The sequence below is a fragment of the Candidatus Nanosynbacter sp. TM7-075 genome, assembly GCF_022828255.1.
Lineage (GTDB): Bacteria > Patescibacteriota > Saccharimonadia > Saccharimonadales > Saccharimonadaceae > Nanosynbacter.
Genome location: NZ_JAJQJW010000001.1, coordinates 248,980 through 272,803 on the forward strand (window position 1 = coordinate 248,980; position 23,824 = coordinate 272,803).

Annotated in this window: 21 protein-coding genes and 1 tRNA gene; 9 read left to right on the forward strand and 13 right to left on the reverse strand. The window is 44.2% G+C overall.

What is annotated here, in order from left to right:
• The first annotated feature begins 100 nt into the window (after positions 1–100).
• From LRM42_RS01380 to LRM42_RS01390, 3 genes are all read left to right on the forward strand, one after another.
• Positions 101–1,849, forward strand: a complete 1,749-nt coding sequence (locus tag LRM42_RS01380) for a DUF262 domain-containing protein (RefSeq protein ID WP_243816457.1) — start codon at positions 101–103, stop codon at positions 1,847–1,849.
• Positions 1,850–1,979: 130 nt separating this feature from the next.
• Positions 1,980–2,645 carry a DUF2268 domain-containing putative Zn-dependent protease gene (locus LRM42_RS01385; protein WP_243816458.1) on the forward strand — a complete coding sequence of 222 codons (666 nt, stop codon included), beginning with the start codon at positions 1,980–1,982 and terminating at the stop codon, positions 2,643–2,645.
• 152 nt (positions 2,646–2,797) lie between these two features.
• Positions 2,798–2,962, forward strand: coding sequence for a hypothetical protein (locus LRM42_RS01390; RefSeq protein WP_243816459.1), 165 nt, complete (start codon positions 2,798–2,800; stop codon positions 2,960–2,962).
• Here LRM42_RS01390 and LRM42_RS01395 read toward each other — a convergent pair.
• A complete protein-coding gene (locus LRM42_RS01395) occupies positions 2,959–3,633 on the reverse strand; it encodes a hypothetical protein (protein WP_243816460.1) in 675 nt (224 codons plus the stop codon). The genes LRM42_RS01390 and LRM42_RS01395 overlap by 4 nt on opposite strands.
• Positions 3,634–3,774: 141 nt before the next feature.
• Positions 3,775–3,849 (reverse strand) — tRNA-Gln (locus tag LRM42_RS01400).
• Between the two features lie 73 nt (positions 3,850–3,922).
• Between LRM42_RS01400 and LRM42_RS01405 the strand changes: the two genes are divergently transcribed.
• From LRM42_RS01405 to LRM42_RS01415, 3 genes are read left to right on the forward strand one after another with little or no spacing between them, the layout of a single operon-like run.
• Entirely contained in the window at positions 3,923–5,266 is a 1,344-nt protein-coding gene (locus tag LRM42_RS01405; protein WP_243816461.1) for a class I SAM-dependent RNA methyltransferase, read from the forward strand.
• Complete coding sequence (locus LRM42_RS01410; RefSeq protein ID WP_243816462.1) at positions 5,259–7,298, forward strand: HsdM family class I SAM-dependent methyltransferase; 2,040 nt, start codon at positions 5,259–5,261, stop codon at positions 7,296–7,298. The genes LRM42_RS01405 and LRM42_RS01410 overlap by 8 nt, the downstream gene beginning before the upstream one ends.
• 8 nt (positions 7,299–7,306) lie before the next feature.
• Positions 7,307–8,500 carry a restriction endonuclease subunit S gene (locus LRM42_RS01415; protein ID WP_275973069.1) on the forward strand — a complete coding sequence of 398 codons (1,194 nt, stop codon included), beginning with the start codon at positions 7,307–7,309 and terminating at the stop codon, positions 8,498–8,500.
• A 5-nt stretch (positions 8,501–8,505) separates the two neighbouring features.
• On the opposite strand, the gene LRM42_RS01420 is transcribed toward LRM42_RS01415, so the two are convergent.
• The 3 genes from LRM42_RS01420 to LRM42_RS01430 are packed head-to-tail and all read right to left on the reverse strand — an operon-like array spanning position 8,506 to position 11,679.
• Complete coding sequence (locus tag LRM42_RS01420) at positions 8,506–10,818, reverse strand: HAD-IC family P-type ATPase (RefSeq protein WP_243816464.1); 2,313 nt, start codon at positions 10,816–10,818, stop codon at positions 8,506–8,508.
• On the reverse strand, positions 10,818–11,306 hold the full coding sequence (locus LRM42_RS01425) for a hypothetical protein (RefSeq protein WP_129635180.1): 489 nt from the start codon (positions 11,304–11,306) through the stop codon (positions 10,818–10,820). Before LRM42_RS01425 ends, LRM42_RS01420 begins: the two co-directional genes overlap by 1 nt.
• Positions 11,307–11,361: 55 nt before the next feature.
• Positions 11,362–11,679 carry a hypothetical protein gene (locus LRM42_RS01430; protein WP_243816465.1) on the reverse strand — a complete coding sequence of 106 codons (318 nt, stop codon included), beginning with the start codon at positions 11,677–11,679 and terminating at the stop codon, positions 11,362–11,364.
• Positions 11,680–11,778: 99 nt separating this feature from the next.
• Between LRM42_RS01430 and LRM42_RS01435 the strand changes: the two genes are divergently transcribed.
• The 3 genes from LRM42_RS01435 (at position 11,779) to LRM42_RS01445 (ending at position 17,803) form a co-directional block, all read left to right on the forward strand.
• A complete protein-coding gene (locus LRM42_RS01435) occupies positions 11,779–15,075 on the forward strand; it encodes an ATP-dependent helicase (RefSeq protein ID WP_243816466.1) in 3,297 nt (1,098 codons plus the stop codon).
• 795 nt (positions 15,076–15,870) lie between these two features.
• Positions 15,871–16,914: a tRNA dihydrouridine synthase gene (locus LRM42_RS01440; protein ID WP_243816467.1), complete on the forward strand. Its 1,044-nt coding sequence runs from the start codon at positions 15,871–15,873 to the stop codon at positions 16,912–16,914.
• A 13-nt stretch (positions 16,915–16,927) separates the two neighbouring features.
• Complete coding sequence (locus LRM42_RS01445; protein WP_243816468.1) at positions 16,928–17,803, forward strand: protein kinase family protein; 876 nt, start codon at positions 16,928–16,930, stop codon at positions 17,801–17,803.
• Positions 17,804–17,838: 35 nt separating this feature from the next.
• Here the strand turns inward: LRM42_RS01445 and atpC are convergent, their stop codons facing one another.
• Genes atpC through LRM42_RS01485 form a run of 8 tightly spaced genes read right to left on the reverse strand, consistent with a single transcriptional unit; the run spans position 17,839 to position 23,788 of the window.
• Complete coding sequence (atpC, locus tag LRM42_RS01450; protein WP_129632721.1) at positions 17,839–18,264, reverse strand: ATP synthase F1 subunit epsilon; 426 nt, start codon at positions 18,262–18,264, stop codon at positions 17,839–17,841.
• Between the two features lie 2 nt (positions 18,265–18,266).
• Positions 18,267–19,700, reverse strand: coding sequence for a F0F1 ATP synthase subunit beta (gene atpD / locus LRM42_RS01455; protein ID WP_243816469.1), 1,434 nt, complete (start codon positions 19,698–19,700; stop codon positions 18,267–18,269).
• A gap of 51 nt (positions 19,701–19,751) precedes the next feature.
• Entirely contained in the window at positions 19,752–20,201 is a 450-nt protein-coding gene (locus tag LRM42_RS01460) for an NUDIX hydrolase (RefSeq protein ID WP_243816470.1), read from the reverse strand.
• Positions 20,198–21,079: an ATP synthase F1 subunit gamma gene (atpG, locus tag LRM42_RS01465; RefSeq protein WP_243816471.1), complete on the reverse strand. Its 882-nt coding sequence runs from the start codon at positions 21,077–21,079 to the stop codon at positions 20,198–20,200. Before atpG ends, LRM42_RS01460 begins: the two co-directional genes overlap by 4 nt.
• Positions 21,080–21,082: 3 nt before the next feature.
• Positions 21,083–22,609: a F0F1 ATP synthase subunit alpha gene (gene atpA / locus LRM42_RS01470; protein ID WP_129744594.1), complete on the reverse strand. Its 1,527-nt coding sequence runs from the start codon at positions 22,607–22,609 to the stop codon at positions 21,083–21,085.
• A gap of 8 nt (positions 22,610–22,617) precedes the next feature.
• Positions 22,618–23,016 (reverse strand): F0F1 ATP synthase subunit delta, encoded by a 399-nt coding sequence (locus LRM42_RS01475; RefSeq protein WP_243816472.1) that lies wholly within the window; start codon positions 23,014–23,016, stop codon positions 22,618–22,620.
• Positions 23,017–23,559: a F0F1 ATP synthase subunit B gene (gene atpF / locus LRM42_RS01480; protein ID WP_243816473.1), complete on the reverse strand. Its 543-nt coding sequence runs from the start codon at positions 23,557–23,559 to the stop codon at positions 23,017–23,019.
• A 16-nt stretch (positions 23,560–23,575) separates the two neighbouring features.
• Entirely contained in the window at positions 23,576–23,788 is a 213-nt protein-coding gene (locus LRM42_RS01485) for a H(+)-transporting ATPase (RefSeq protein ID WP_129637300.1), read from the reverse strand.
• Positions 23,789–23,824 lie beyond the last annotated feature (36 nt).

The following is a 23,824-nucleotide window of genomic DNA, read 5'->3' on the forward strand; positions in this document are numbered from 1 at the left end:
GGAGCTTTTTTATATAAAGCAATAAGCCGATGCTGCGGCATGCTATAATTACACTAAGAATATTCACAAATTTAGCGACAAAAAATAAACGGGGGATATTATGTCAAAGCTAAACGTAGACCAAAAAAGTATCTATGCACTCTTATCGGATAGAAAAGCAGACTACATCATACCAGATTACCAGCGTCCATATGCATGGGATGAGGATAGTTGCCAGACTCTCTGGGATGATATATTTTCTTTTGCAATACCAGACAATGATGCTACGAAGTTCGATGGGAACGACGAGTATTTTCTCGGTTCAATTGTGACTTTTGAAAACGACAAAAAACAACAAGAAGTGATCGACGGTCAGCAGCGCCTAACCACATTCATGCTTCTCCTTCGAGCCTTTTACGATCGCTTCACCAAAATGCAAGACCAAGGCTCAAAAGACTTTTCCGAGCGTATCGCCAGCTGTATATGGAAAACAGATGAAATGGGCAAGCCAGATAAAGATCACCTAAAAATAGATTCTGTCGTAGCCACCGATAAAGACAAGGAGGAGTTCCTTTCAATCCTAAGAACAGGCATCGTTACCGACAGCCAAACTAGCCGATATGCCAATAACTTTAGGTTTTTCCTTAAAAAAGTTGATGAATTCATCAATAGCTTCCCAACTTTTGCAAAGAACTTACCAGCAAGAATTCTTAATAACTGCATCTTAATGCCAATTGAAGCCGAGTCTCAAGATACCGCCCTTCGTATATTCTCAACGTTAAACGATAGGGGTCTCCCGCTTTCGGATTCCGATATTTTTAAGGCTCAATTCTATCAATATTACAAACAGAAAAGTGAAGACGACAGGGATGAGTTTATTAAAGATTGGAAAAAACTCGAGGAGACATGTGAAAAAATCTTTCACCCAATCACCGGCACACCAATGGACGATTTGTTTACAAGATATATGTATTTTATTCGTGCCAAGCGAGACAATAACAAGTCTTCCACGACCGAGTCACTCAGAAGATTCTATGAGCGTGATAAATATTCCGTACTTAAACAAGATGACACTTTTGAAAATCTTAAAGATCTTGCTCAATTCTGGGAAGACATTACCGATCAAAATCGTGAACGTTTCAGCGAAGACGTCTTAAAGAAGCTCTTTATATTAAACTACGCGCCAAATAGCATGTGGAATTATTTCATATCTGTTTACTATTTAGCAAATCGCACCGAAGACGGAAAATTGGGTGATGAAGATTTTAAGATGTTTCTCGATCGTACAATTGCATTCATATGGGGATACGCAATAATGCACCCAGGCGTGAACGCATTAAGAACGCCTATTTTTGCCGAGATGCTGAATATAGTTAATCTGAATGAAGTTACATTCTCAGACTTCAAATTTGATAAAGAGCAAACACGCAGTGCGATCCTTATTTATGATTTCAAGAACGGCAGACCAATCACAAAATCCATGCTGGCGCTTCGTATGATGCTTAATAAAGAGCAATTATATCCAAAACTCTCTCAGCAGTTTGATATTGAACATATTTATCCCAGAAAGCGGCAGGAAAATGAGAAAGGATTGTCTAATAATCGACAAATCGACCTCCTTGGCAATAAATCTCTTTTAGAAAAACGGATCAATATTCGTGCATCCGACTATAGATTCGAAGATAAAATTAAATATTACCAGGGTTTTGACAACAGTAGAGGACAGCGCATAGGCGGAACAGAAAATCTTGAGCTCAAGAATATAAGCAACGTTTATAAAAAATTCGGAGAAAAAGAAATTGTCGAGAGGACTAATTTGTTTATTGACGATTTTATGAATTTACTAGATAAAAATGGCTTGATTGCTTAAAAACAAAAAAAATCGCCCAAAAGAGCGGAAGGTCGCTGCTAAGATTTTAGTGATTTCCATTTAAATATTGCACTTAATAAATAGCGTTACCCCTATAGTAATACTTATGTTATTACAGTATAGTAAAACCATGAGCAAACTCCACCTACACATCGCTAACGCCAACCAAACTTTCACCGATGCCGAAATTGCCATATTCAAAAATACAGCGCAACAAGCCGAGACTTTTGTTTCGAGCGAGTTCGCGCAGTTTGATTACGAAGTTGATGTAATTATCGCTACACCTTCGTTTATGCTGCCAACTATCGCCGAGGACGGAATCGCTGGCAAAACGCTTCATTCGCGCTTGATTATGATTTCTGTTGATAAAAGCCAGCACGGGATTAGCGAGGATTTTATTTTCGAAACGATTTGCCACGAAATGTCGCATTCGCTGCGTTGGGAAAAACTGCCTGAATATGCCGAAACTATGTTTGATGGGATGATTTTAGAGGGCTTGGCGGTCGCGCTAGAAGAGGAAGCGATGAATAAACTCGGACGGCGAAACCAACAATTTTTCCTGAGAGAAATGCAGAAAACTTCTCAAGCTGAAATTGATAAGATAATTGCCACACTACAAGGCAATTTTGAAGACAAGGTTTACAATTATACCAAAATATTTTTCACCGGCGATGATGTTTTACCGCGCTGGGCGGGATATAAACTTGGGTATTACTTCGTGAAGCAACACCTACATCAAACTAGTCAGACTATCGCACAGGCGACTTTGGCAAGTTACAAGGATTTTATCCTATAGATTGAAGAGTCCCTGTCGTGATATGCGTAACAACGGGGACGAGACGTAGTTTTAAACTACGCTTTTTGTGATCGCTCATTAAAACCTACGGCGACGAAATAAAACGCATACAGGGAGTAGCAAGGATAAGGACCTATTGGGGACTAAGAGATGTGGATAAAATGACAGCTGGCGGCGTGCAATACGTCGAATATGACGATTCGGGTTCAGTCATTAAGAGGTATTCTTTTGAGGAGTATAAGGAGAAGCGCCACCAAGAAATTAGAGAGTACAACATTGCGCGTGGCATTCCAGAAAATGAAGGAACAGACTTTTAAGAATCAGAATATTCTAGCGTAACCCACAAAAAATCCTGCCCATTCAGTGCCTGCATATACGGCACGTCGTTGATATCATCTCGCATTAGCTCACCCAGATACAATGCGGCGTCGTTGAGCAACGTGTATTTTTCTCCCTGAGATGCAGCAGTAGGGCTATCAACACCACATATCTCAGCAACTTGTTTCATAATCACTTCACGATACAGTGCAAACGAATTACAATCGAGTGCTGCCAGCAGGTATGCCCAGGTAGACGGAGCAAAGCTTTTGTCTGACATAAACAATTGTGCAAGTTGACTAGCCGTCTGAATGCACTCCGCAGCCGTTTCGGGTTTTGCTAACCATAATTCACTCAAGACCGAATGGGCATTTTTACGTAATAGAAGAGCTTTTAGGTCTTCAATATCACGCCAGTTAGCAAAATTGCTAGTATTTGTATGGTGCGTTACAATATGCGCGATCTCTGCAATCGAGTCACCATTAACCGAGTCGTACGCCGCCAGCTCTTTATTAAGGCGCGGCAATATATCCCATTTGTATGATTCATCCCATAAGGCTTTGTCACCAGAAAATCGTCGCCGCAAGTACTCGTCTCTGTGTGATTCATAAAATGCCTGTAAAGCAAGTTTATTGATTTTCATCTTCTTCCTTTCTTTCGATAAATTCATCAAGCGCAGCAATTACCTTACAAGCCGTCCAGCCATTCCGGACTGGACAGTAATTCCTATTTAACCAAGCTTTACAACAGAGGTAGTTATTCATGGTAGCTAAAGGTCATGGAACCTTGTCACTCACTCTGTTATACAGCTTGGCTGGGACGGCAGGATTCGAACCTGCGAATGCTGGGACCAAAACCCAGTGCCTTACCACTTGGCGACGTCCCACTATTGCCAGGACAATGACGATTATAGCACGCCAGCCAGAAAAAATCCACACATCCTGATATAATATAATCTAATGAGAAAACAAATTTTTGAGACTTTAAGATTGGAAAAAATCGTTGGCGGCGGGCAAGCCATCGGGACGCTTGACGACGGCCGCAAAGCGTTCGTCTGGGGAGGACTGCCGAAAGAACTTGTAACGATTCGCGTGACAAAGAAAAAATCACACTTCGTCGAGGGAATAGTGACGGAAATTATCGAGAAAAGCCCAGAGCGAATTACGCCGAAGGATGAAAATAGCTATTTAAGCACCAGCCCTTGGCAAATAATGCCGATGTCCAGCGAGCAATCGTACAAAGCGTCGCTAATCGAAGAAGCTTTTTTACTTCACAACATCACATTGCCTGAAAAAATCGAGGTATTTTCTGACGGCGTAGAATTTAATTATCGCAATAAAGTCGAGTTCAGTTGGTTCGGTGACAAAACGGATGACGACGAAAAAGAAACTTTGGACTTGGCATTTTTTAAGCGTGGCGGCAAGGGAAAAGTCGTCGTCGATGGAACCAGCTTGGCGCACCCGAGTATAAATAAATTGGCAATTGAAATCCGCGATCTATTACGAGAAAAACCAATCGTCGCACGCCAATTAAAAACACTCCTGATTCGCTCAGATCAACAGGGAAACGCCGTCTGGCAATTGTACGTAAAAGATCGAATAGAAAACCTGATTTCCGACGATGAAGCCAAATTACTATCAGCCAAAGGTGGCGAAATAATCTATTCCGACCCCAAAAGCCCAGCCAGCCGAATCACCGAACGCTTGAACAAATTCGGCGACACAACACTGAGCGACACGATTTTAGGCGTCGCCTTCAACTACGCCTGCGAAGGATTTTTTCAGGTCAACATTCCCGTTTACGAAAAAGCCCTGAACGATATGAAAAAATGGATCGATTGCAATGAAAAAATGCCAACGCTCGACCTTTATTCTGGCGTTGGGACAATTGGTTTGACAATTGGCGGCGACGACGTGACGCTGGTGGAAATTAACGAACATGCCGTCGCGGAAATGCAGAGGAATATTGCCAAGCTGAATCGACCGAATGCCAAGGCGATTTTGGCGCCAAGCGAAAAATCTCTGGAATATATAACAGGCGAGCAAATTGTCATCGTTGATCCGCCGCGTGCTGGACTTCACGCGGATGTTACTAATCGACTGCTGGAAACTGAGCCGCCTCGGATTATTTATCTGAGCTGCAATCCCGTCACGCAGGCGCGAGACGTCAGCTTGCTTCAAGAAAAATACGAAATCGTGCATCATCAAGGCTACAATTTCTTCCCGAGGACGCCGCACATTGAGCACCTTGTGGTTTTGGACAAGAAGCTAGAGAATATTGAAAAGGAGAGTAAAAATGATTAAGCAACAATCCATAGAACCAAAAATTGCCGACCTCGTGAACGGCTGGCTTAAAGATTACAAGTTAGATTACAAACTAGAGCAAGAAAGCCTCAATGAGGAAATAGATAAGGCTTTAGACGAATATAAGTCAAAGAGTGGTGGCGCAGGCGGCAACAGACCAGACGCTAAACTTTTATTGCAAGATGAGGCTTTGAATCATTACCCAGTACTTATAGAATACAAAGGCTATAAAGATAAACTAGTTAGACTTGACGAAGATGGCAGAGTAGACAACAGAACAAGCAAAAATGAACCTAACTACAAAAATATCAATAGCTATGCTGTAAATGGCGCAGTACACTACGCAAATGCCGTACTTCACTACACAAGCTACACTGACGTAATCGCTATTGGTGTTACGGGATATAAAAAAGCCAACGGCGAGATAGAACACTCTATAGGTGTTTATTATGTGTCCAAAGATAACTTGGGTATTGGACAAGAAGTAGGAAAATACAGCGATCTTTCGTTTTTGAGAAAAGAAAATTTTAATGATTTTATTAAAAAAGTAAATGAACTCTCTTTATCAAGTGAAGAATTGGAAGCACTCAAAGACAAAAGAGAGAAAGAGATAAATGCAAGCCTCGTAAAGCTTAACAATGACATCTATGCAAACGAAAAAGGGCTTAGTGAAAACGACAGAGTGTATCTTGTTTCAGCTTCAATTATGGCAACGCTCGGAATACCAGACAAAGTAAGACCGCTTGAAAAGTCCGAATTAAAATCATCTACAGAAGAGGGAAATACGGACGGGGATATTATTGTTAGAAAGATAGAGGCGTTCTTAAAACAGAAAAACTTGCCTAAGACAAAACAAGACCTTATCGTAAGGACTCTAAAAAACACATTATTATCTGAAAATATTAATAAGCCGATAAACGGAGAAAGTCAGCTTAAGAGAATATTTTCAAAGATAGTTGATGACTTGGGTATTTATTATAAGATAGGACTGACTACAGACTTTACAGGTAAGCTATTTAATGAAATGTACTCGTGGCTTGGCTTTACGCAAGATAAGCTAAATGACGTAGTGTTAACTCCATCTTATGTCGCTAATCTTTTAGTAAAACTTGCTCGAGTAGACAAAGACAGCTACGTTTGGGACTTTGCGACAGGAAGCGCAGGTCTACTTGTTGCCGCGATGAATGAGATGATTATAGACGCAAAAGCAAAAATAACATCTCCATTAGAGTTAGAGCAAAAACAACTCAAAATAAAAGCAGAGCAGCTTCTAGGATTAGAGGTGTTATCAAACATCTATATGCTTGCAATCTTAAACATGATACTTATGGGAGATGGAAGCTCAAACATCTTAAATAAAGACTCGCTTCTTGATTTTGATGGCAAATACGGATTCGGCAAAACAGATGAAAAATTCCCAGCAACCGCCTTTGTGCTTAATCCACCTTATTCAGCAGAGGGCAATGGAATGATTTTCGTAGAAAAAGCGCTTTCCATGATGGACAGAGGATACGCAGCCATTATCATTCAAAATTCAGCAGGTAGCGGAAAAGCAAAGGAACTCAATAAGAAGATTCTTACGAAGAATACACTACTTGCAAGTATTAAAATGCCTATAGATTTATTCGTTGGAAAATCAAGCGTACAGACAAATATATACGTGTTTAGGGCAGGAGAAGCGCACCAAAAAGACGAAGTCGTTAAATTCATAGACTTTTCAAACGACGGCTACACAAGGACCAACAGGAAAAAGGCTAGTGTAAATCTAAGAGATACCGACAGGGCAAAAGAAAGATACCAGGAAGTAGTAGACCTTGTGCGATTCGGAAAGAGTAAGCTAAATATCTTTACGGAAAAAGAATATTACGAAGGGCATATTGATCCAGAAAACGGTTCAGACTGGAATCAGACAGCGCCAATAGACACAAGACCAACATTAGAGGATTTTAAAAAGACCGTGGCTGATTATCTGGCGTGGGAAGTGTCAAACTTGCTTAAAAATGAGAGCGAGGACAACCGCCTGGGAAAATAGATTCCTCACTGAACAAAAAGCTTAAAGACGTTCAGTGGGGCGAGTATAGAATCGGAGATTTGTTTGAGAAATTAAAAACGAACAATTTAAAGATGAAGGTAGGCGATTTATCGCCAAAAAAAATAGCAGAGTTTACTCTTCCTGTTTTGACTGCGGGTATTGAAAACCAAGGTCTTAACAATTATGCTCCTAGAGATAATGCCACTATATTAAAGAATGTAATCTCTATTTCTGCAAATGGAGCAAATACGGGAGCGACTTTTTACCAGAATAAAGAATTTACCGTATTGCAAGATGCATACGCTATATCGTTTAAAGAGGAATATACACCTAATGATAATCAATATTTATTTTTAACAGGCGCAATTGCGAAGTCTATATATGGCAATTTTGCGTGGACTGACAAGGCAGGTTGGGAAAAAGTAAAAAAAGAGTTTATTCAACTTCCAACAAAAGACGGAAAAATAGATTTTGAATTTATGGACGCTTGTATACGCGAACTCGAAGAGGAGCGTATACGCGAACTCGAAGAGGAGCGTATACGCGAACTTTCCGCTTACCTAACGGTAAGCGGACTAGACAATTACGAATTGTCTAGTGAAGAAAAAGAAGCATTAAACGCTTATGATAGCATAATGTTTGGTGAATGCAAATTCAAAGATATTTTCAATAAAATCAAAATCGGAGACTTGTTTGAAATAAAACCAACTAAGGCATACAAATTAACGAATGAAGATTTGTTTGAAAAAAACGGATTATATCCTGTCGTAACCAATAGTAGCGTAAATAATGGAATAACTGGATACACAAACTTGTCACCCACAGAAAAAGGGAATATGATTACTTATAGTGATACGACTACATCGGATGGGATTTTCTATCAGCCAACTGATTACGTAGGTTATTCTCACATACAAGGATTATATCCGTTAGTGTATAAAGAAAAATGGGAATACAAAAGTTTAATGTATATTGTTACTTGCTTTAGAAAATCTGCTTCTGGAAGATTCGATTATGGCAATAAATTTAATAGAAACATAGCAAAAGAGATGTCTATCCAACTTCCAACAAAAGATGGGAAAATAGATTTTGAATTTATGGAACTTCTCATTTCTGCCGTACAAAAACTGGTTATAAAAGACGTGGTTCTTTATGCGGATGAGAAAATACAGTCCACAAAGAAGATAGTCAAAGAAAATTAAAATATTTACTGAACAATTCGCCGACCAGCCCAGCGAGCAATGAATAGCTGGGCCAACATTGCTACGACAATTGCGCCAGCTGCTGGCCACATTATGAACAAATTCGGCACAGTAAAGTCGAAGAAATCGCGTAGGAAACCAAAACTAAAGCTTCCAGCCGCCACAATAATCACCGACAGAAGATAAAGCAAGCGAGCACGCTTGGCGGATTTATCGATGGTTACGTCAAGCATAATCCCCACCAAGAACACCAAATATACACCAAACAAAGTTGCAGTAAGCACGGTCATCGTTGCGACTTCTGCAGCGTGACCAGGGAACATAACAGAGGTAATCCAATAGGTGAACGCGACAGTCATGCCAGTAATTAAAGCAATCGGCGCAACAGCCAGCAAAGTATCATGCCAAAATCGCTTCGGATTTATTCGATGCTTCGGCACTGGTGGAAACAGCGTCCACATAAGAGTTGGCATAGTCACCAGAAATATATTCATAAACGTAATGTGACGCGGCGAATACGGATAATTCATATCGATGAGAATCGTCGCAAGAAGAAGCGTCACGCCGTAAATAATTTTATGAAAAAATAGGACAGCGATGACTTCGATTGCTTGCATTATTTGATTACCCAATTTCATTCCCATCGGAAGGGAAGTGAACGAATTGTTGAGCAATATAATGTCGGAAACTCGGCGCGATGCTGGAGCGCCCGCGTACATCGCCACGCCGAGGTCTGCCTTTTTCAGCGCCAGAGCGTCATTCACGCCGTCGCCGACCATGCCAGTGAATTTGCCGGATTGCTGGAATCGATTAATCAAGCGCTCTTTTTGGTCTGGCAAAACCCTGGCAAAAATCGTGTAAGTATCGGCAGCCTTATTAAATTCATCTTCGCTAAGCGCCGCCAAATCCTCACCTAAAATTGCCTTTTCTGGATGTTTAATTCCAGCTTCCTTAGCGATATATTGAACTGTGCGCGGATTATCGCCAGAGATTACGCGAATAGTTACGCCTTGACTCTGCAAAAAATCCACCGTTTCAACAACGCCATGACGCAGGGAATTGCGCAGAACAACCGCACCAATTGCCGTTCCAGAGCCGTTTTTCAAGTCTTTCAATTTGGTTTTATCGTCCGAAAATTCAGCCAACATCAACACGCGCAAGCCATTGTCAGCCCAATCATTCAACCTCTTCTGAGTTTCCTTATCTACTGGCGCCAACTTCGACACAAACTCTGGCGCGCCCATCATCAAAGTCCGAATTTCACCGTCAATATTCGCCCTCACGCCAGCCATTTTACGCGCCGACGAAAACGCCATCACTTCCAAAACTTTCGTATTTTTTGGCGACGTAGCTTCCGCCAAAATCGCACGACCAGTGATATTTCCGCCGCTGGTTTCATGAGCAATTAATGCCGCAAAACTGGCAACGTCAGAGTCTGAATAGTCATTTTCATCACCAAAAGCCACAACCTGCTCCAGCGTCACTTCATCACTAGTCAAGGTGCCTGTTTTATCTACGGCCAGCAGATTCAAAAGCGCCATCGCTTCAATTGCTGACAATTTTTGCGGCAAGACTTTTGCCTGGGCTAATCGCAATGAGCCGAACGCCAAAAGCAGAGAACTCGCCAACAACAGACCTTCAGGCACGACCGTAACCGCTGCCGAAGTGATGGTTTTTAGGATGACTACGACGTTATCGCCAGAGAAATAATAGACGATAGCAATAAGTAGCGACAGGACAATTGCGCCGTAAGTCAAGAAGTAAATTGCGCGCCAAATCGCCAATTGCAAAGGTGTGAGTTCTGGTTTGTAACGCTTCAAGACTTGGCTAATCGCGCCAGCTTTCGTGTCGTCACCAATCGCGATTACTCGCGCCGTACCTTCACCAGCCAAAACCGTAGTCGCCGCCAACACGACATCGCCGTCCTTTTTCTCAATCGACGCAGACTCGCCAGTCAACATACTTTCATTTAACTCCAAGCCTTTCGACTCAATAACTTTCGCGTCTGCAGGTAGTTCGTCGCCAGCCTGAATAAGAATCTCATCGCCAATCTTAAGCTCGTCATAACCGACCTCGACAACATTTCCATCTTTTAACAATCGAGCTTTCGGTGCGCTCATCAGCTCCAATTGACGCAAAACTCGCTTGGCCCTTAGCTCCTGAATAATGCCAATCGTCGAGTTCACGACAATCACAACCGAGATAAACCACGCGTCACGATATTCACGAACATAAACCAGCGCGCCAGCCAACAGAAAAATTACCACGACAATAGGTGAAAGCAGATTCCGCTTAATAATATCCAAGTAGTCGCGCATTAAATTGCCCGAATCCTTCTGTAGCTGAACCTTGCGCCAACTCGCCAATTTCCGTACGCGTCAGAATCGAATTGATATATCTCGCCATTTTTCACTTCAGAAATCAAAACCAAGGCAGGATTATACGGCGCCAAAGTTTTATAAAAATGCAAATCTTCATCCGTAACGTGCTTTCTTCCAGGAAAAACTTCGCGGAATTTGCGCTTGCCGATATCTTCAAAATATCGCGGCTGACCTTTTGGCGGAAGAAATAATTCCGCCCGCATACCCATTCGTGAAATTATCTTTTTAACATCAGATAAAATCAACGGCGAAGTCGCCTCCAAATACATCATCAGCTGCTTTTTATTCGTCAAAAAAACCGACGCCTTAGCCGTGCGACTAACATCAGCGTGCCACAAAATTATCGATTGAACATCAATTGGAAAACCAAATTTTTCCTTAGCAATTCGCTCCAGCGCCAGCTCGTCGTACGTCGCCTTATTCATAGATAATATTTTACCATTTTTTTATGAGGTGCGCGAGATAGCAAAGATGTGAAATCTAATAGCCAACCTGTCTGACCGATTCGACTGATTGACGGGAAATATCCAAGTGGCTTTTACCCTTAAACGCGTCTTCTGGATGTTTTTCATTCCAAGCGTCGACATTTTCTTCAGTACAATCTTTAATGGCATGATTAACACAAAACTCAAGTCGCTTAATGCTTTGGGCGTTTTCAAGATAATCGATGGAGGACTGGACTGATATTCGATATTCTTTTTCATTCAGCCAGTAGACTTGATAACTCAGAAAGATCAACGCAATCGTCAACACAAACATATATATGTGACTAAATTTTATCTTCTTTAAGTTTTTCATTTAATCCTCCTTATGCTAAATTTACAACCTTAGACTAATTCTGTAAATAGCAATTTTGATATCGCGCTCCGAAGACCGCCAACATGGTAAAATAAAACTATGGATTTCAATACTCGTTACGCTAAATTAAACGATAATCAACGACAAGCAGTCGACTACATTCACGGATCGCTTTTGGTAATTGCTGGGCCAGGAACAGGGAAAACCGAGCTTCTAAGTATGCGCACTGCCCAAATCCTAAGACAGACCGACACTTTACCGAACAGCATTTTATGCTTGACGTTTACCGAAAGTGGCGCCACAAATATGCGCCAACGACTTCGCCAGATTATCGGTGAGGACGCGTATAAAATTGCGATTCATACATTCCACAGCTTCGGCACAGAAATCATCAATCAACATCGCGAGTATTTTTTCCGTGGCGCCGACGCTCAGCCGGTTGACGAATTGACGCAATATCAAATTATCTCTGGAATACTCGAAGGACTTGATTGGCGAAATCCATTAAGCGCGAAAAATAACGGGGAATTCGTTTATATTAAAGACCTCATTCGCATTATTTCCGAGTTCAAGCAAAGCGGTTTAACGCCGTCGGAATTACGGGCAATTATTGAGGACAATCAAAGTACAATTGCCGAAATCGCGCCAGACATTCAGCAAGTATTTTCCGCCAAAATATCGAAAAAGACAATCGAGCTGTTTGCGCCGATAGCTGAGAAAATTGCCAATTTAGCCGCCAAAAATCCTGACGAGAAAAACTCAAAATTGCCAGCCTCAATCACGCCATACGCCAACGTTTTGGCGCTGAGCATTGTGCACGCCGCCCAGGAAGCAATTGACGAAAACTCAACCAAGCCACTGACCGCCTGGAAAAATAAATGGTGCGAAAAAAATGCCAATGGCGAATTTGTCCTGAAAGATTTTACCGCCGCAGAAAAATTATCCGCCGCAATTGACGTTTACGAAAAATACGTAAATATTTTGTCCGAGCGCTCGTTATTTGACTATGACGATATGATTTTATCCGTTATCCAAGCCTGCGAATCTCACCCAGAACTGCGCGCAAACCTCCAAGAGCAATTCCAATTCATCATGGTCGACGAGTTCCAGGACACAAACTTGGCGCAATTACGATTATTGTTCAATTTGACCAGCGAGAACGACGACAATCCAAACATCATGGCGGTCGGCGATGACGACCAAGCAATCTTCAGCTTCCAAGGCGCAGACGTGGGCAACATCCAGCGTTTCCGCCAGCATTATCACAACCCAAAAATCATCGTTTTGACCGACAATTATCGTTCCGCCGAAAACATTTTATCATCGGCGCGGGACGTCATCACCCAAGGCGCGGATCGATTAGAAAACACAATTGACGGCCTATCAAAGCAATTGACCGCACACGCAAATAGCGAAGGCTCAAAAGTCGAAATCCAAGAATTCTCATCTGTTAGCGAAGAGCGAGCGGGAATTGCCAAACAAATTGCCGAGCTGATAAAAAATGGCGAGAAACCAGAAAACATCACGATTATTGCGCGCCACCATAAGGAACTCATTGAAATTCTTCCGCATCTTTATAAGGAAAATCTTTTTGTCAATTACGAGCGTCACGACGATATTTTGGAGCAAGATATAATTCAGATTCTGGACAAATTAGCGCGAACTGTCGTGGCGATTAGCCAGAATAATTTGGATGTTGCCAATAGCCTATTACCGGAAATTACGGCTCATCCAGCGTTTGGATTTTCTGCGCTTGACATCTGGAAGTTGAGTCTTCAAGCTTACAAAAATCGGCAATTGTGGCTGGAAAGTATGCTGGCGAATAGCGTATTTAAGGAATTTGCGGAGTGGCTTTTGGAACGCGCTAAGGACGTACCGAATCTGCCATTGGAAGAGCAATTGGACAATTTATTAGGCTTAACTAACGACGAAAGCGGCGACCTTCAGGTTAATTCTCTCGCCAATTTCTATTTCTCGCCAGAAAAACTAGATAAAAACCCAGAAGCATATCTGACAATTCTGGAAAGTTTGCGTACTTTGCGCCAAAAACTTCGCGATCGAATCACCGATAAAAACCCAACTCTGGAAGATTTTTTGGAATTTATTAACCTACATATTTCAACAAAAACTCGCTTAACGCAAATTCGCACGCACGCAAGTTCACTCAGCGGCGCCATAAATTTGATGACCGCCCATAAATCCAAAGGTCTGGAATTTCCGCACGTTTTCGTGATTGGGGCAATTGACAGCGCTTGGGGTGAAAAAGTCCGCACACGTAGCCGAGCTATCAGATATCCCGCAAACCTCCAACTTCAGCCAGCGGGCGCCACTTACGACGAACGACTTCGATTATTCTTTGTGGCGATGACTCGCGCCAAAACCACATTGACCATGACTTATTCTCAAACCAACGATTCTGGCAGCGATACGATAATCGCCAGTTTCTTGACGAATTGCACGCCAACCATCATTCCGACCAGCGACGATCCAGCGGAGCAAATTGAACTCGCTGAAACCGACTGGACGACGCGACTAACTTCACCGATTATTCCGGAATTAAAGGACTTATTGGCGCCAGCGCTGGAAACATACAAACTTTCCGCGACGCATTTGAATAATTTCCTCGACGTTTCACGTGGCGGGCCGCAGAATTTCTTATTGAACAATTTGCTACATTTCCCATCCGCCAAAAATTCCGCCGCAGCTTACGGAACCGCGATTCACAGCAGCCTTCAGCAAGCACATTGCTTATTCAGTGCCGATCATCAATTGCCAAGCACCGAACAAATCCTCCAATTCTTCCAAAAATCCCTCGAGAGCCAACATTTGCCAGCGGACGATTTTCAGTTGTATTTGGATAAAGGGAAGTCAGCTTTGACCGCGTTCTTAAACGCCAAATCTTCAGATTTTCACGACACGGACTTGGCGGAATTGGACTTTTCAAACCAAGGCGTAATTATAGATAACGCCAGATTGACGGGTAAACTTGACGTCGTAGACATCGACAAGCAAAATAAAACCATCTTCGTAACGGATTATAAAACTGGCAAGCCGGCGCATTCCTGGAAAGGTTCGGCTGATTACGAAAAAATCAAACTTCATAAATATCGTCAGCAATTGATGTTCTATCAACTACTGGTCGAGCATTCACGCGATTATAGCAATTTCACGTTTACTGGCGGGCGATTGCAATTTGTCGAGCCAGACATGAAGACCGGCGATATCCTCAGCCTGGAAGACACGTTCTCCAGCGAAGAATTGTCCGAATTCGCGAAACTCGTAAACATCATTTGGCAAAAAATCACCACGCTCGATATGCCAGATATCTCTGGATATTCGCCAGATTATAAGGGAATGCTGCAATTCGAAAAAGACCTGCTGGCGGGCGAAATATAAAAATATTCTGGTATATTGTTGCATTTTTTTATAATTAGTGTTATTATAGTAAACGCTTTGTTGGTAGAGCTGACTTTTCGAGTTATGCTCTCTAGGAGCATAATTAGGAGGTCAGCTCTTTTCTTTTAGAAAGGGTGATATCCATGTTTGACACATGGACGCCTAAGCAGCGAGAAACTGCTATCAAGAAGGGTATGGCTGGAGGGCAGCTCAGCCCGTACGAGCGCACTAAGCTCGAAGAGGCCGCCAAGCAGGCAGGCTCTGTCGGGCAGAAGGCGAAAGACGCCCTCAACAAGAGTAAGGGTTAGAACTGGCTCTTGTTAAATTGACGGTCATAGATCTTAACCCATCTATGAAAAAGTTGATTTAGAATCAGCAAAAGAGCGTCCGTCCGCTCCTGGCGTGATTCAGCCAGCCGGTTAGTCCGGAAAAGAATCAAGGGACGCGCAGGATAGCCCCTCGATTCTCCACGACGAAGTGGTTGATCGAGGATGGACGGGTTCAACTCCCGTCGCCGTCCGCCATCCGGCAATTAAAAAACCTAACGCTGTCGAGCGCCCCAACGGGCGGCGTTCAGGTTCATCAATACTCCCCGCTAGACGATGGCGCCTAGCAACGTGAGCCGGCACGTGGAAGTATTGATGTTTTCTAATTTTCGGGCTCGCGAGATTCACTCGTGGTAGTCGATTTCAGCGTTGAAATCAATTCCGAGCAGAACCGCTTGAGCCCGCCATCCCCCTCATTCTCAAAGACGAGAGTGAGGGGTTTTCTCCTTTTTGTGATAAAATAACAGAGATGACATCGTTTTGGAATGATTTACCGCAGCCATTTTTCATATTGGCACCAATGGAAGCCGTCACCGACGTCGTGTTTCGTCATGTCGTGAAACAGGCTGGCGCGCCAGATATATTTTTCACCGAGTTCGCAAATGCCACCGGCTGGGTTCACGCTGGCGACAAAGCCATAGCTGGGCGACTAATTAAGACCGACGATGAGCAGCCACTGATTGCGCAAATCTGGGGTGGCGAGCCAGGGGACATGGAAGCTTTCGCGAAGCACTGCGCGAAACTTGGTTTTAACGGAATTGATATCAATATGGGATGTCCCGCCAAATCTGCCATTAAAAGCGGTGGCGCAGCTCTGATCCGCCGACCCGACATAGCGATAGCTGCAATTGACGCTGCCAAAAAATCTGGATTGCCAGTTAGCGTAAAAACTCGGCTGGGCTATACTTACGTCGATGAATGGCGCGAGTGGCTTACGGCAATTCTCAAGCAAGACATTGTGAATTTGACAATTCATCTGCGCACCAAAAAAGAGATGAGTAAAGTCGCGGCGCATTATGAATTGATTGACGAGATTGTTAAACTGCGCGATGAAATTGCCCCACAAACGCTCCTGACTATCAACGGCGACATTCGCGATCGAGAGCATGGGCTGGAAATTACCAGAAAACATCCTGGCGTGAATGGCATTATGATCGGGCGGGGCGTCTTCAGTGATCCGTTCTGCTTTAGGAGGGCAATTGAACTATCCTCAGTCGAGGAGGCTGTGACAGGCGCGTCAAGCCCCGTCAGCCGAACGCCAAAAGAGTACTCCGAGGCAGAGTATAGCTCAACTATTCATCACAAATCTGAGCTGATTGCCTTACTGCACTACCACCTCGACCTCTTCGACCACTACCAACCAACCCTCGGTCGACCTTTTGAAACTCTAAAACGTTTTTTCAAGATTTATATTCGCGATTTTGACGGTGCAAAGGAACTTCGGGAGAAATTGATGCACACTACGACGACCGATGAAGTCCGCCTAGCTATTGCAAATATCCGTGATTTGTGATATAAAATAGTTTATGCGTCAGCTCGAAGGATATTTATCTATAACACCAATTGCCATTGATGATACGAGCGATTTACGGGAACAAGTAGATCAACTATCTCCAGGAGATATTGCATTATTTGGCACCGACCAGTTAGGCGTGCCATTAGATTATCTTTATATAGGGTTAGACCCTCGCGACGATTACTCAGAAGGTCGCCGCAATAGCATCAATGAAGTTGGGTTTTATGATGCAACATCATACTGCTCAGGCGTACCTCTCGCAACTCAACCTTGGGCAATCAAGCCATATCTTACACCGCGCGCAGCATTGAAAGATATTGATACTATGCGACACATCAATAGCCTAGAGCACCCTCAAGCAATTCGCACCTTCGAGCCGAAAGGCGTTATCCGCCTCGAGAATAGAGAAGTGGCAGTGATTACCGATTTTATACAAGGCGTGCGGAGCTGTGACAGTCTAGTCGACGAATACCGCGAGACTATGCTACCTGAAGAAAAAGCACGGCTTATCGCCCGTACTGCATTCGCTACTATGCACTATTTTCACAGCCTAGAAAAACCGTATACAATGAATGACGCGCAAATAAAAAACTTTGCATTTACTATCAGCACTAAACCGTGGTGTATTGATACCGAAACATTTCAGCAAACCAACAAAGACTCGGCAAAAATCTCTAGGTTCGTGCGAGACGTTGGGAGTTGTGCCTATTCAATGAGCGGTCAATACAATTACGACGGTCAGCGGATGCTAGACTCAGAACTCATTATCGAGTACTTTATTAAGCCATACGAAGAGGACATTCCTAATCTATATTCCTATGACACTGTCGATATTGCGCGAGTGTCAATCGAGGATCTCAAGCAAGACATAGCACGAGGAGCCTAATAATCAGGCTCCTTCGTAGTATTGCAGATATATAATTAGCGTCGTCGCTTACGTCTATGAAGATCAGCAACCTTCAATCGCACCATATGACGATCGATAAGCTGCTTGGCTTTCTCGCGCTCAACTTGATCACCAGCCTCATCACGCGCCTTAATAGCACGCTCCAGAGCCTTCTGAGTTTCTGCCTCGATGATGTCGTCACCGTGATCAGCTTCATCAACCAGAATTTGCACCGACGAATAGTCAATTTTTACCACACCACCAGAGATTGCAAAATACTCCAACTGATTATCAGAATCTTCTTTATGTCGACGCACGGTAATCACGCCATCCCGTGCAATCGTCACTAGCGGCTCGTGGCTTGGGAAAACGGAAATTTCGCCGTCAGTAGTCGGAATTGACACCGAATAAACTTCTTCGTCAACCTTCGTACCGACAAGTGTGACTAATGACAATTTCATGACTATTTAGCTTTCTTCTCAGAATGTTTTTTAGCCTCGGCAGCTTCAGCTTCAGCGTCGCGAGCAACTTGATCAGCCAGCGTACCCTGAACCATATAGAACCAGTTTTCAGGCTTATCATCGTATTTACCAGCCAAAATGTCGGAAGCATCGCGAATGGTATCTTCCAATTTAACGTAAACACCTGGATTTCCGGTAAACTTCTCAGCCACGTGGAACGGCTGTGCCAAGAATCTCTGAATACGACGAGCGCGGGCAACAATCTGCTTCTGATCGTCTGACAATTCTTCCATACCCAAAATAGCGATGATATCCTGAAGCTCTTTGTATTGCTGCAAAATTCGCTGAACCTCACGCGCCACGCGGTAATGCTCTTCGCCGACAATTTCTGGATCAAGCGAGTTTGAGCTGGAATCCAAAACGTCAACCGCTGGATAAATACCAATTTCCGTCAAAGCACGGTTCATCACAATTGTAGCGTCAAGGTGGGCAAAGGTCGTCGCAGGAGCTGGGTCGGTCAAGTCGTCAGCTGGCACGTAGACAGCCTGAACAGAGGTAATCGAACCTTTCTTCGTTGAGGTAATTCGCTCTTGCAATGCGCCCATTTCCTGCTGGAGGTTTGGCTGATAACCAACCGCGCTTGGCAAACGACCAAGCAATGCCGACACCTCAGCACCAGCCTGAGTGTAGCGATAAATATTGTCGATAAATAGCAAGACATCCTTACCTTCATCGCGGAAAGCTTCGGCCATCGCCAGACCCGACAATGCCACTCGCAAACGTGCTCCAGGCGGCTCGTTCATTTGCCCAAAGACCAGCGAAGTCTTGTCCAAAACACCAGCCTCTTCCATTTCATAGTAGAGGTCGTTACCTTCACGAGTTCGCTCACCAACACCGGCGAAAACAGAGTTTCCAGAATGGAACTTAGCAATATTATTGATCAACTCAGTAATAAGAACAGTTTTACCGACACCAGCACCAGCAAACAAGCCAGCTTTTCCACCCTTAGCAAGCGGAGCAATCAAGTCAACAACCTTAATACCAGTTTCCAAGATTTCAGTCTTATTTGACTGCTCAGAAAGCGCTGGAGCAGGGCGGTGAATTGGGGCGGTTTTGCCCTTTGGTTGCGGTTTTTCGTCAATCGCTTCACCGACAACATTGAACATTCGTCCTTGGGTTTCCGCGCCGACTGGAACGGAAATTGGAGCGCCAGTTGCAACAACTTCTGCACCACGGCTCAATCCATCTGTCGAAGACAGGGCAATTGCTCGAACAGTATGCTCGTCCAAGTGCTGCGCTACTTCCAAAACCAGCGTCTCTTTGCCGTTTTTAACGTGCAACGCGTCGTAAATCGCTGGAAGTTCAACGTCTCGTGGAAACTCCACGTCAACGACCACGCCAACGATCTGAATAATTTTACCTAGTGTTTTACTCATCAATTTTTCCTCCGCACTTCCTTTGTATTAATCTCACTTTTCATATCGCATCTACGCCTCCTGATAATCCATAATTATATCCAAAGAATAACTCTTATCCGACAATGCTCGACGAGCCGGCTCTATCATATCATCAGGGAAGCGCAAGTTCAGTTTCTCTAAAGCCTCTAACGTCACGAAGTCAACCTGCTGGATTCCTTCTTCGTGCGCGACAGGAGAACCATCGGCAACGTGTCCTAGAAAGAACACAACCAGCGACATACCAGAATCAGTATTTTTCAACAGCACCGACAGCACACCATCAATTGCAACTGTGTAGCCAGACTCCTCCTTCGCTTCGCGTATCGCCGCATCCACCAATCTTTCGCCAGGCTCAACATGACCAGCTGGAAAATTCCAGGTATCTAATTGACCATAATTATTTTTGCCCTCTTGAACGACCAACAACTTACCGTCCTTTACAACAACAGTACTGACGAATAGGGTTGTGTTATTTATCATTGTTCCATCGCCTCCACGCCACCAGAAATTTCAGCAAGTTCCTGAGTAATTGCCCCTTGGCGAGCCTTATTCATAGCTAGCGTCAAATCGTCAACCAAATCACTGGCATTATCCGTAGCATTCTTCATCGCCATCATACGCATAGAATGTTCACTAGCGCGAGCGTCGAGTAACGCCTGCAATAGTCGCGCGCCGACCAAACGATATGCCACCGCGTCCAAAACTTCTGGAATACTCGGCTCATATTTGGCGTCAGAAATCGTGTTAGAAACTTCACTCGGATCAACCAAGATTTTCGTTCCTGCTGGCAATAATCTGTCCAATTCTGCAGTCTGAACCATGCTATTGACAAAACGCGTATAAACAAGCGTAACGGCGTCAACTTCGCCATTCTCAAACATATTTATCGCCGTGTTCAAAATCGTGTGAAACGTCAATCCAGACGGCTGATCTGGCAAATCTTCATACGTACCGATGATTTTCGTATCTTTAAGGCGCGTTGCGAATTGCGAAGCTCGCCGACCAATCGTCAAAGTCAAGTTCTCAATTCCGCGCTCGTCATCACGCTTTAATAGCTCCAAATACTTCTTCAAAACGTTGGTGTTGTATGCGCCAGCCAAACCCTTGTCGCTGGCCACCACGATAATCAATCGCTTATTTATCTTTCGCCTGGCAAACAGCGGATGATTGTCGGTTGCGCCTTGGCTAGCCAAATAAGACAACAGCTCTTCCGCCGCCATTGTGTACGGCGCAGAAGCTTTGTCCGCCTCTTGAGCCCGACGCATTTTACTAGCCGCCACCAATTGCATAGCCTTGGTGATCTGCTTAGTTGAGTCCACCGAACGAATGCGATTTTTCAGCGCGCGAGTGCTCGGCATGAATTACTCCTCAAATCCTTTCGCTATTTCTTTCGTAGCTTCATCAATCAATTTCAATTGCTCATCCGAAGGCTTGTCGCCCTTGTTCAACTCACGCATAGCATCTTTAGAATTTTTCCAGAGATAAGTCAATAGAGCAGACTGCGCGTCCTTAATCTTAGAAACTGGAACATCGTCAAACATACCGCCAGTCACCGCGTGAATGCTAACAAATTGCTCCCAGACACTCATTGGCTGATACTGCGGTTGCTTCAGAAGTTCAGTGAGTCGCTGACCGCGGTCAATTTGAGCTTTTGTCGCGTCGTCAAGATCTGAGCCGAATTGAGCAAATGATGCCAATTCGCGGAACTGAGAAAGACCGAGCTTCAAGTTTCCGCCGACAGATTTAACGGCTTTCGTCTGAGCTGCGCCACCAACACGAGAAACTGATAGACCGGCTGAGATGGCTGGGCGAATGCCTTGATAGAACAAGTCGGTTTCCAGGAAAATCTGACCGTCGGTAATAGAGATCACGTTGGTTGGAATGTAAGCGGAAATGTCGCCAGCTTGCGTTTCGATGATTGGCAGGGCCGTCAAACTTCCTGCGCCAAGTTTATCTGACAATTTAGCCGAGCGCTCCAATAGTCGTGAGTGCAAATAGAAGACGTCACCTGGGTAAGCTTCGCGTCCTGGTGGACGGCGCAACAATAACGACATCTGTCGGTAAGCCACCGCGTGCTTCGTCAAATCGTCATAAATCATCAATGCGTGACCGCCGTTATCGCGGAAATATTCACCCATGGCAGTACCAGCGTAAGGCGCCAAATAAAGCAGGGAAGCCGCATCGGACGGACTGGTCGCGACGATAATCGTCTGATCCATCACGCCTTCCTCCTTCAATCGGTCGACCAATCGAGCAATCTTCGACAATTTCTGACCAATCGCCACATAAACGTTCACCACGCCAGTCTTTTGACGAGCTTGGTTAATCATCGTATCGATAGCAATTGCCGTTTTACCAGTTTGACGGTCACCAATAATAAGCTCACGCTGACCACGACCGATCGGGAACATCGCGTCAATCGACATAATGCCAGTCATCAGAGGCTCGTGAACCGACTTACGACCCATCACGCCAATGGCAGGACGCTCAATTAAACCACGTTTCTTCGTTTTAATCGCTGGACCGTCGTCAAGAGGTCTACCTAGCGGATCAACCACTCGCCCCAACAATTCTTCGCCGACAGGAACGTCTAGCACCGAACCCTTACGGCGAACGCTAGCGCCAGCCTTGACCTTATCTTCACCACCAAGAATCACCGCACCAATTTCATCTTCCATCAAGTTCAAAGCAAACGCTTCAACCGTGCCGCCGTCAGTTTCAATTTCCAACACTTCGCTATAGCCAGCACTGCTCAAGCCGTGCACCCAAGCCACACCATCACCGACGCGAATAACCACGCCGGCATCTTCCAAACCTTCTGTCGCCTCCAACTGCGCGATTTTTTCCCGCAGGCTTTTGGCTAATTCTGTCACATCAATCTTGCTCATTTTTCCTCCTAGATTTTCTTCGCCCGCAAGTCGTTTAACTTCTTCGAAACCGTTGCGTCCAGTGTTGCGGTCGGCGTTTGTAGCTTAAATCCGCCAATCAACGTCGGGTCAATTGATTCTCTTAGCGACACTTTTGGCTTGCTATTTTTATCGCTCACCGCAGTCGCCAGAAATTGCTCTATTTTACGCCTTGTATTTTCATCAAGCGCTCTCGCACTCTCGACCGACGCTACAATTTCACCGTTCTCAGCCAATTCTGCCTCAATGTCTCGCACCAACAAATCAACTTCACGTTCGTGCTTTTCGTAAATCAAAAGACCAGCAATTTCTTCCAACACCGCGTCATTGCCAGCTAAAATCTGTTCAGCTGCATACTTTGCCAACTTTCTCCTGGACACTAATCTCATCTATTCAGCCTCCTCAAGCGCTTCCGAAATCAGCTTTGTATCTTTCTTCGCATCAATTTTCTCGCCCAAAACCTTGCCAGTCGCTTCAGCCACCAACTCTAGTGTCGAATTGTGCAGGTCTTTCTTAGCGTTTTCAATCTCTTGAGCAATCGTATTATGCGCTTCTTTAATCAAAGCTTCAGATTTGGCAGTCGCTTTTTTAGCCGCTTCTTCAACGACTTCGGTCGCTTCTTCTCGAGCAGACGCCACGATATCACTAGCTTGCGCTCGTGCTTTTCGCATAATTTCGGCGGTCATTTCTTCGGCTCGGTCGGCGTTTTCCTTGGCAGATTTTGCCGCCGCGTCAGCCGCTTTCAGGTCCTTTTCACGCTTGACGAGCATTTCCATCATTGGCGGATAGACAAACTTGCGAAGAACAAATAGCAAGATTAAAAATGCTACCGTCTGAAACGCCAACAGCGCCCAATCAATACCTAGCGAATCAAACAAACCAGCTTTTTCCGATGCGCCAGAATTGGCAAATTGTGTTAATATTTTCTCCACAATTTACTCCCGAAAACTACATAACTTTGCCGACGATTGCTGCGACGAAACCGATAATAGCAATAGCGTCGATGAATGAAATACCCAAGATCATCATTGTGCGTAGGTCGTTGATTTTTTCTGGGTTACGACCAGCTGCGTTCATAGCTGCTGCGCCAACGATTGCGGCACCAATTGCTGCAAATGCTGCTGGGATTGCGTAGGTAAGTGTGAATGCTAATGCTTCCATGGTTAATATTCTCCTTTTAATTAATTATTACCTAAT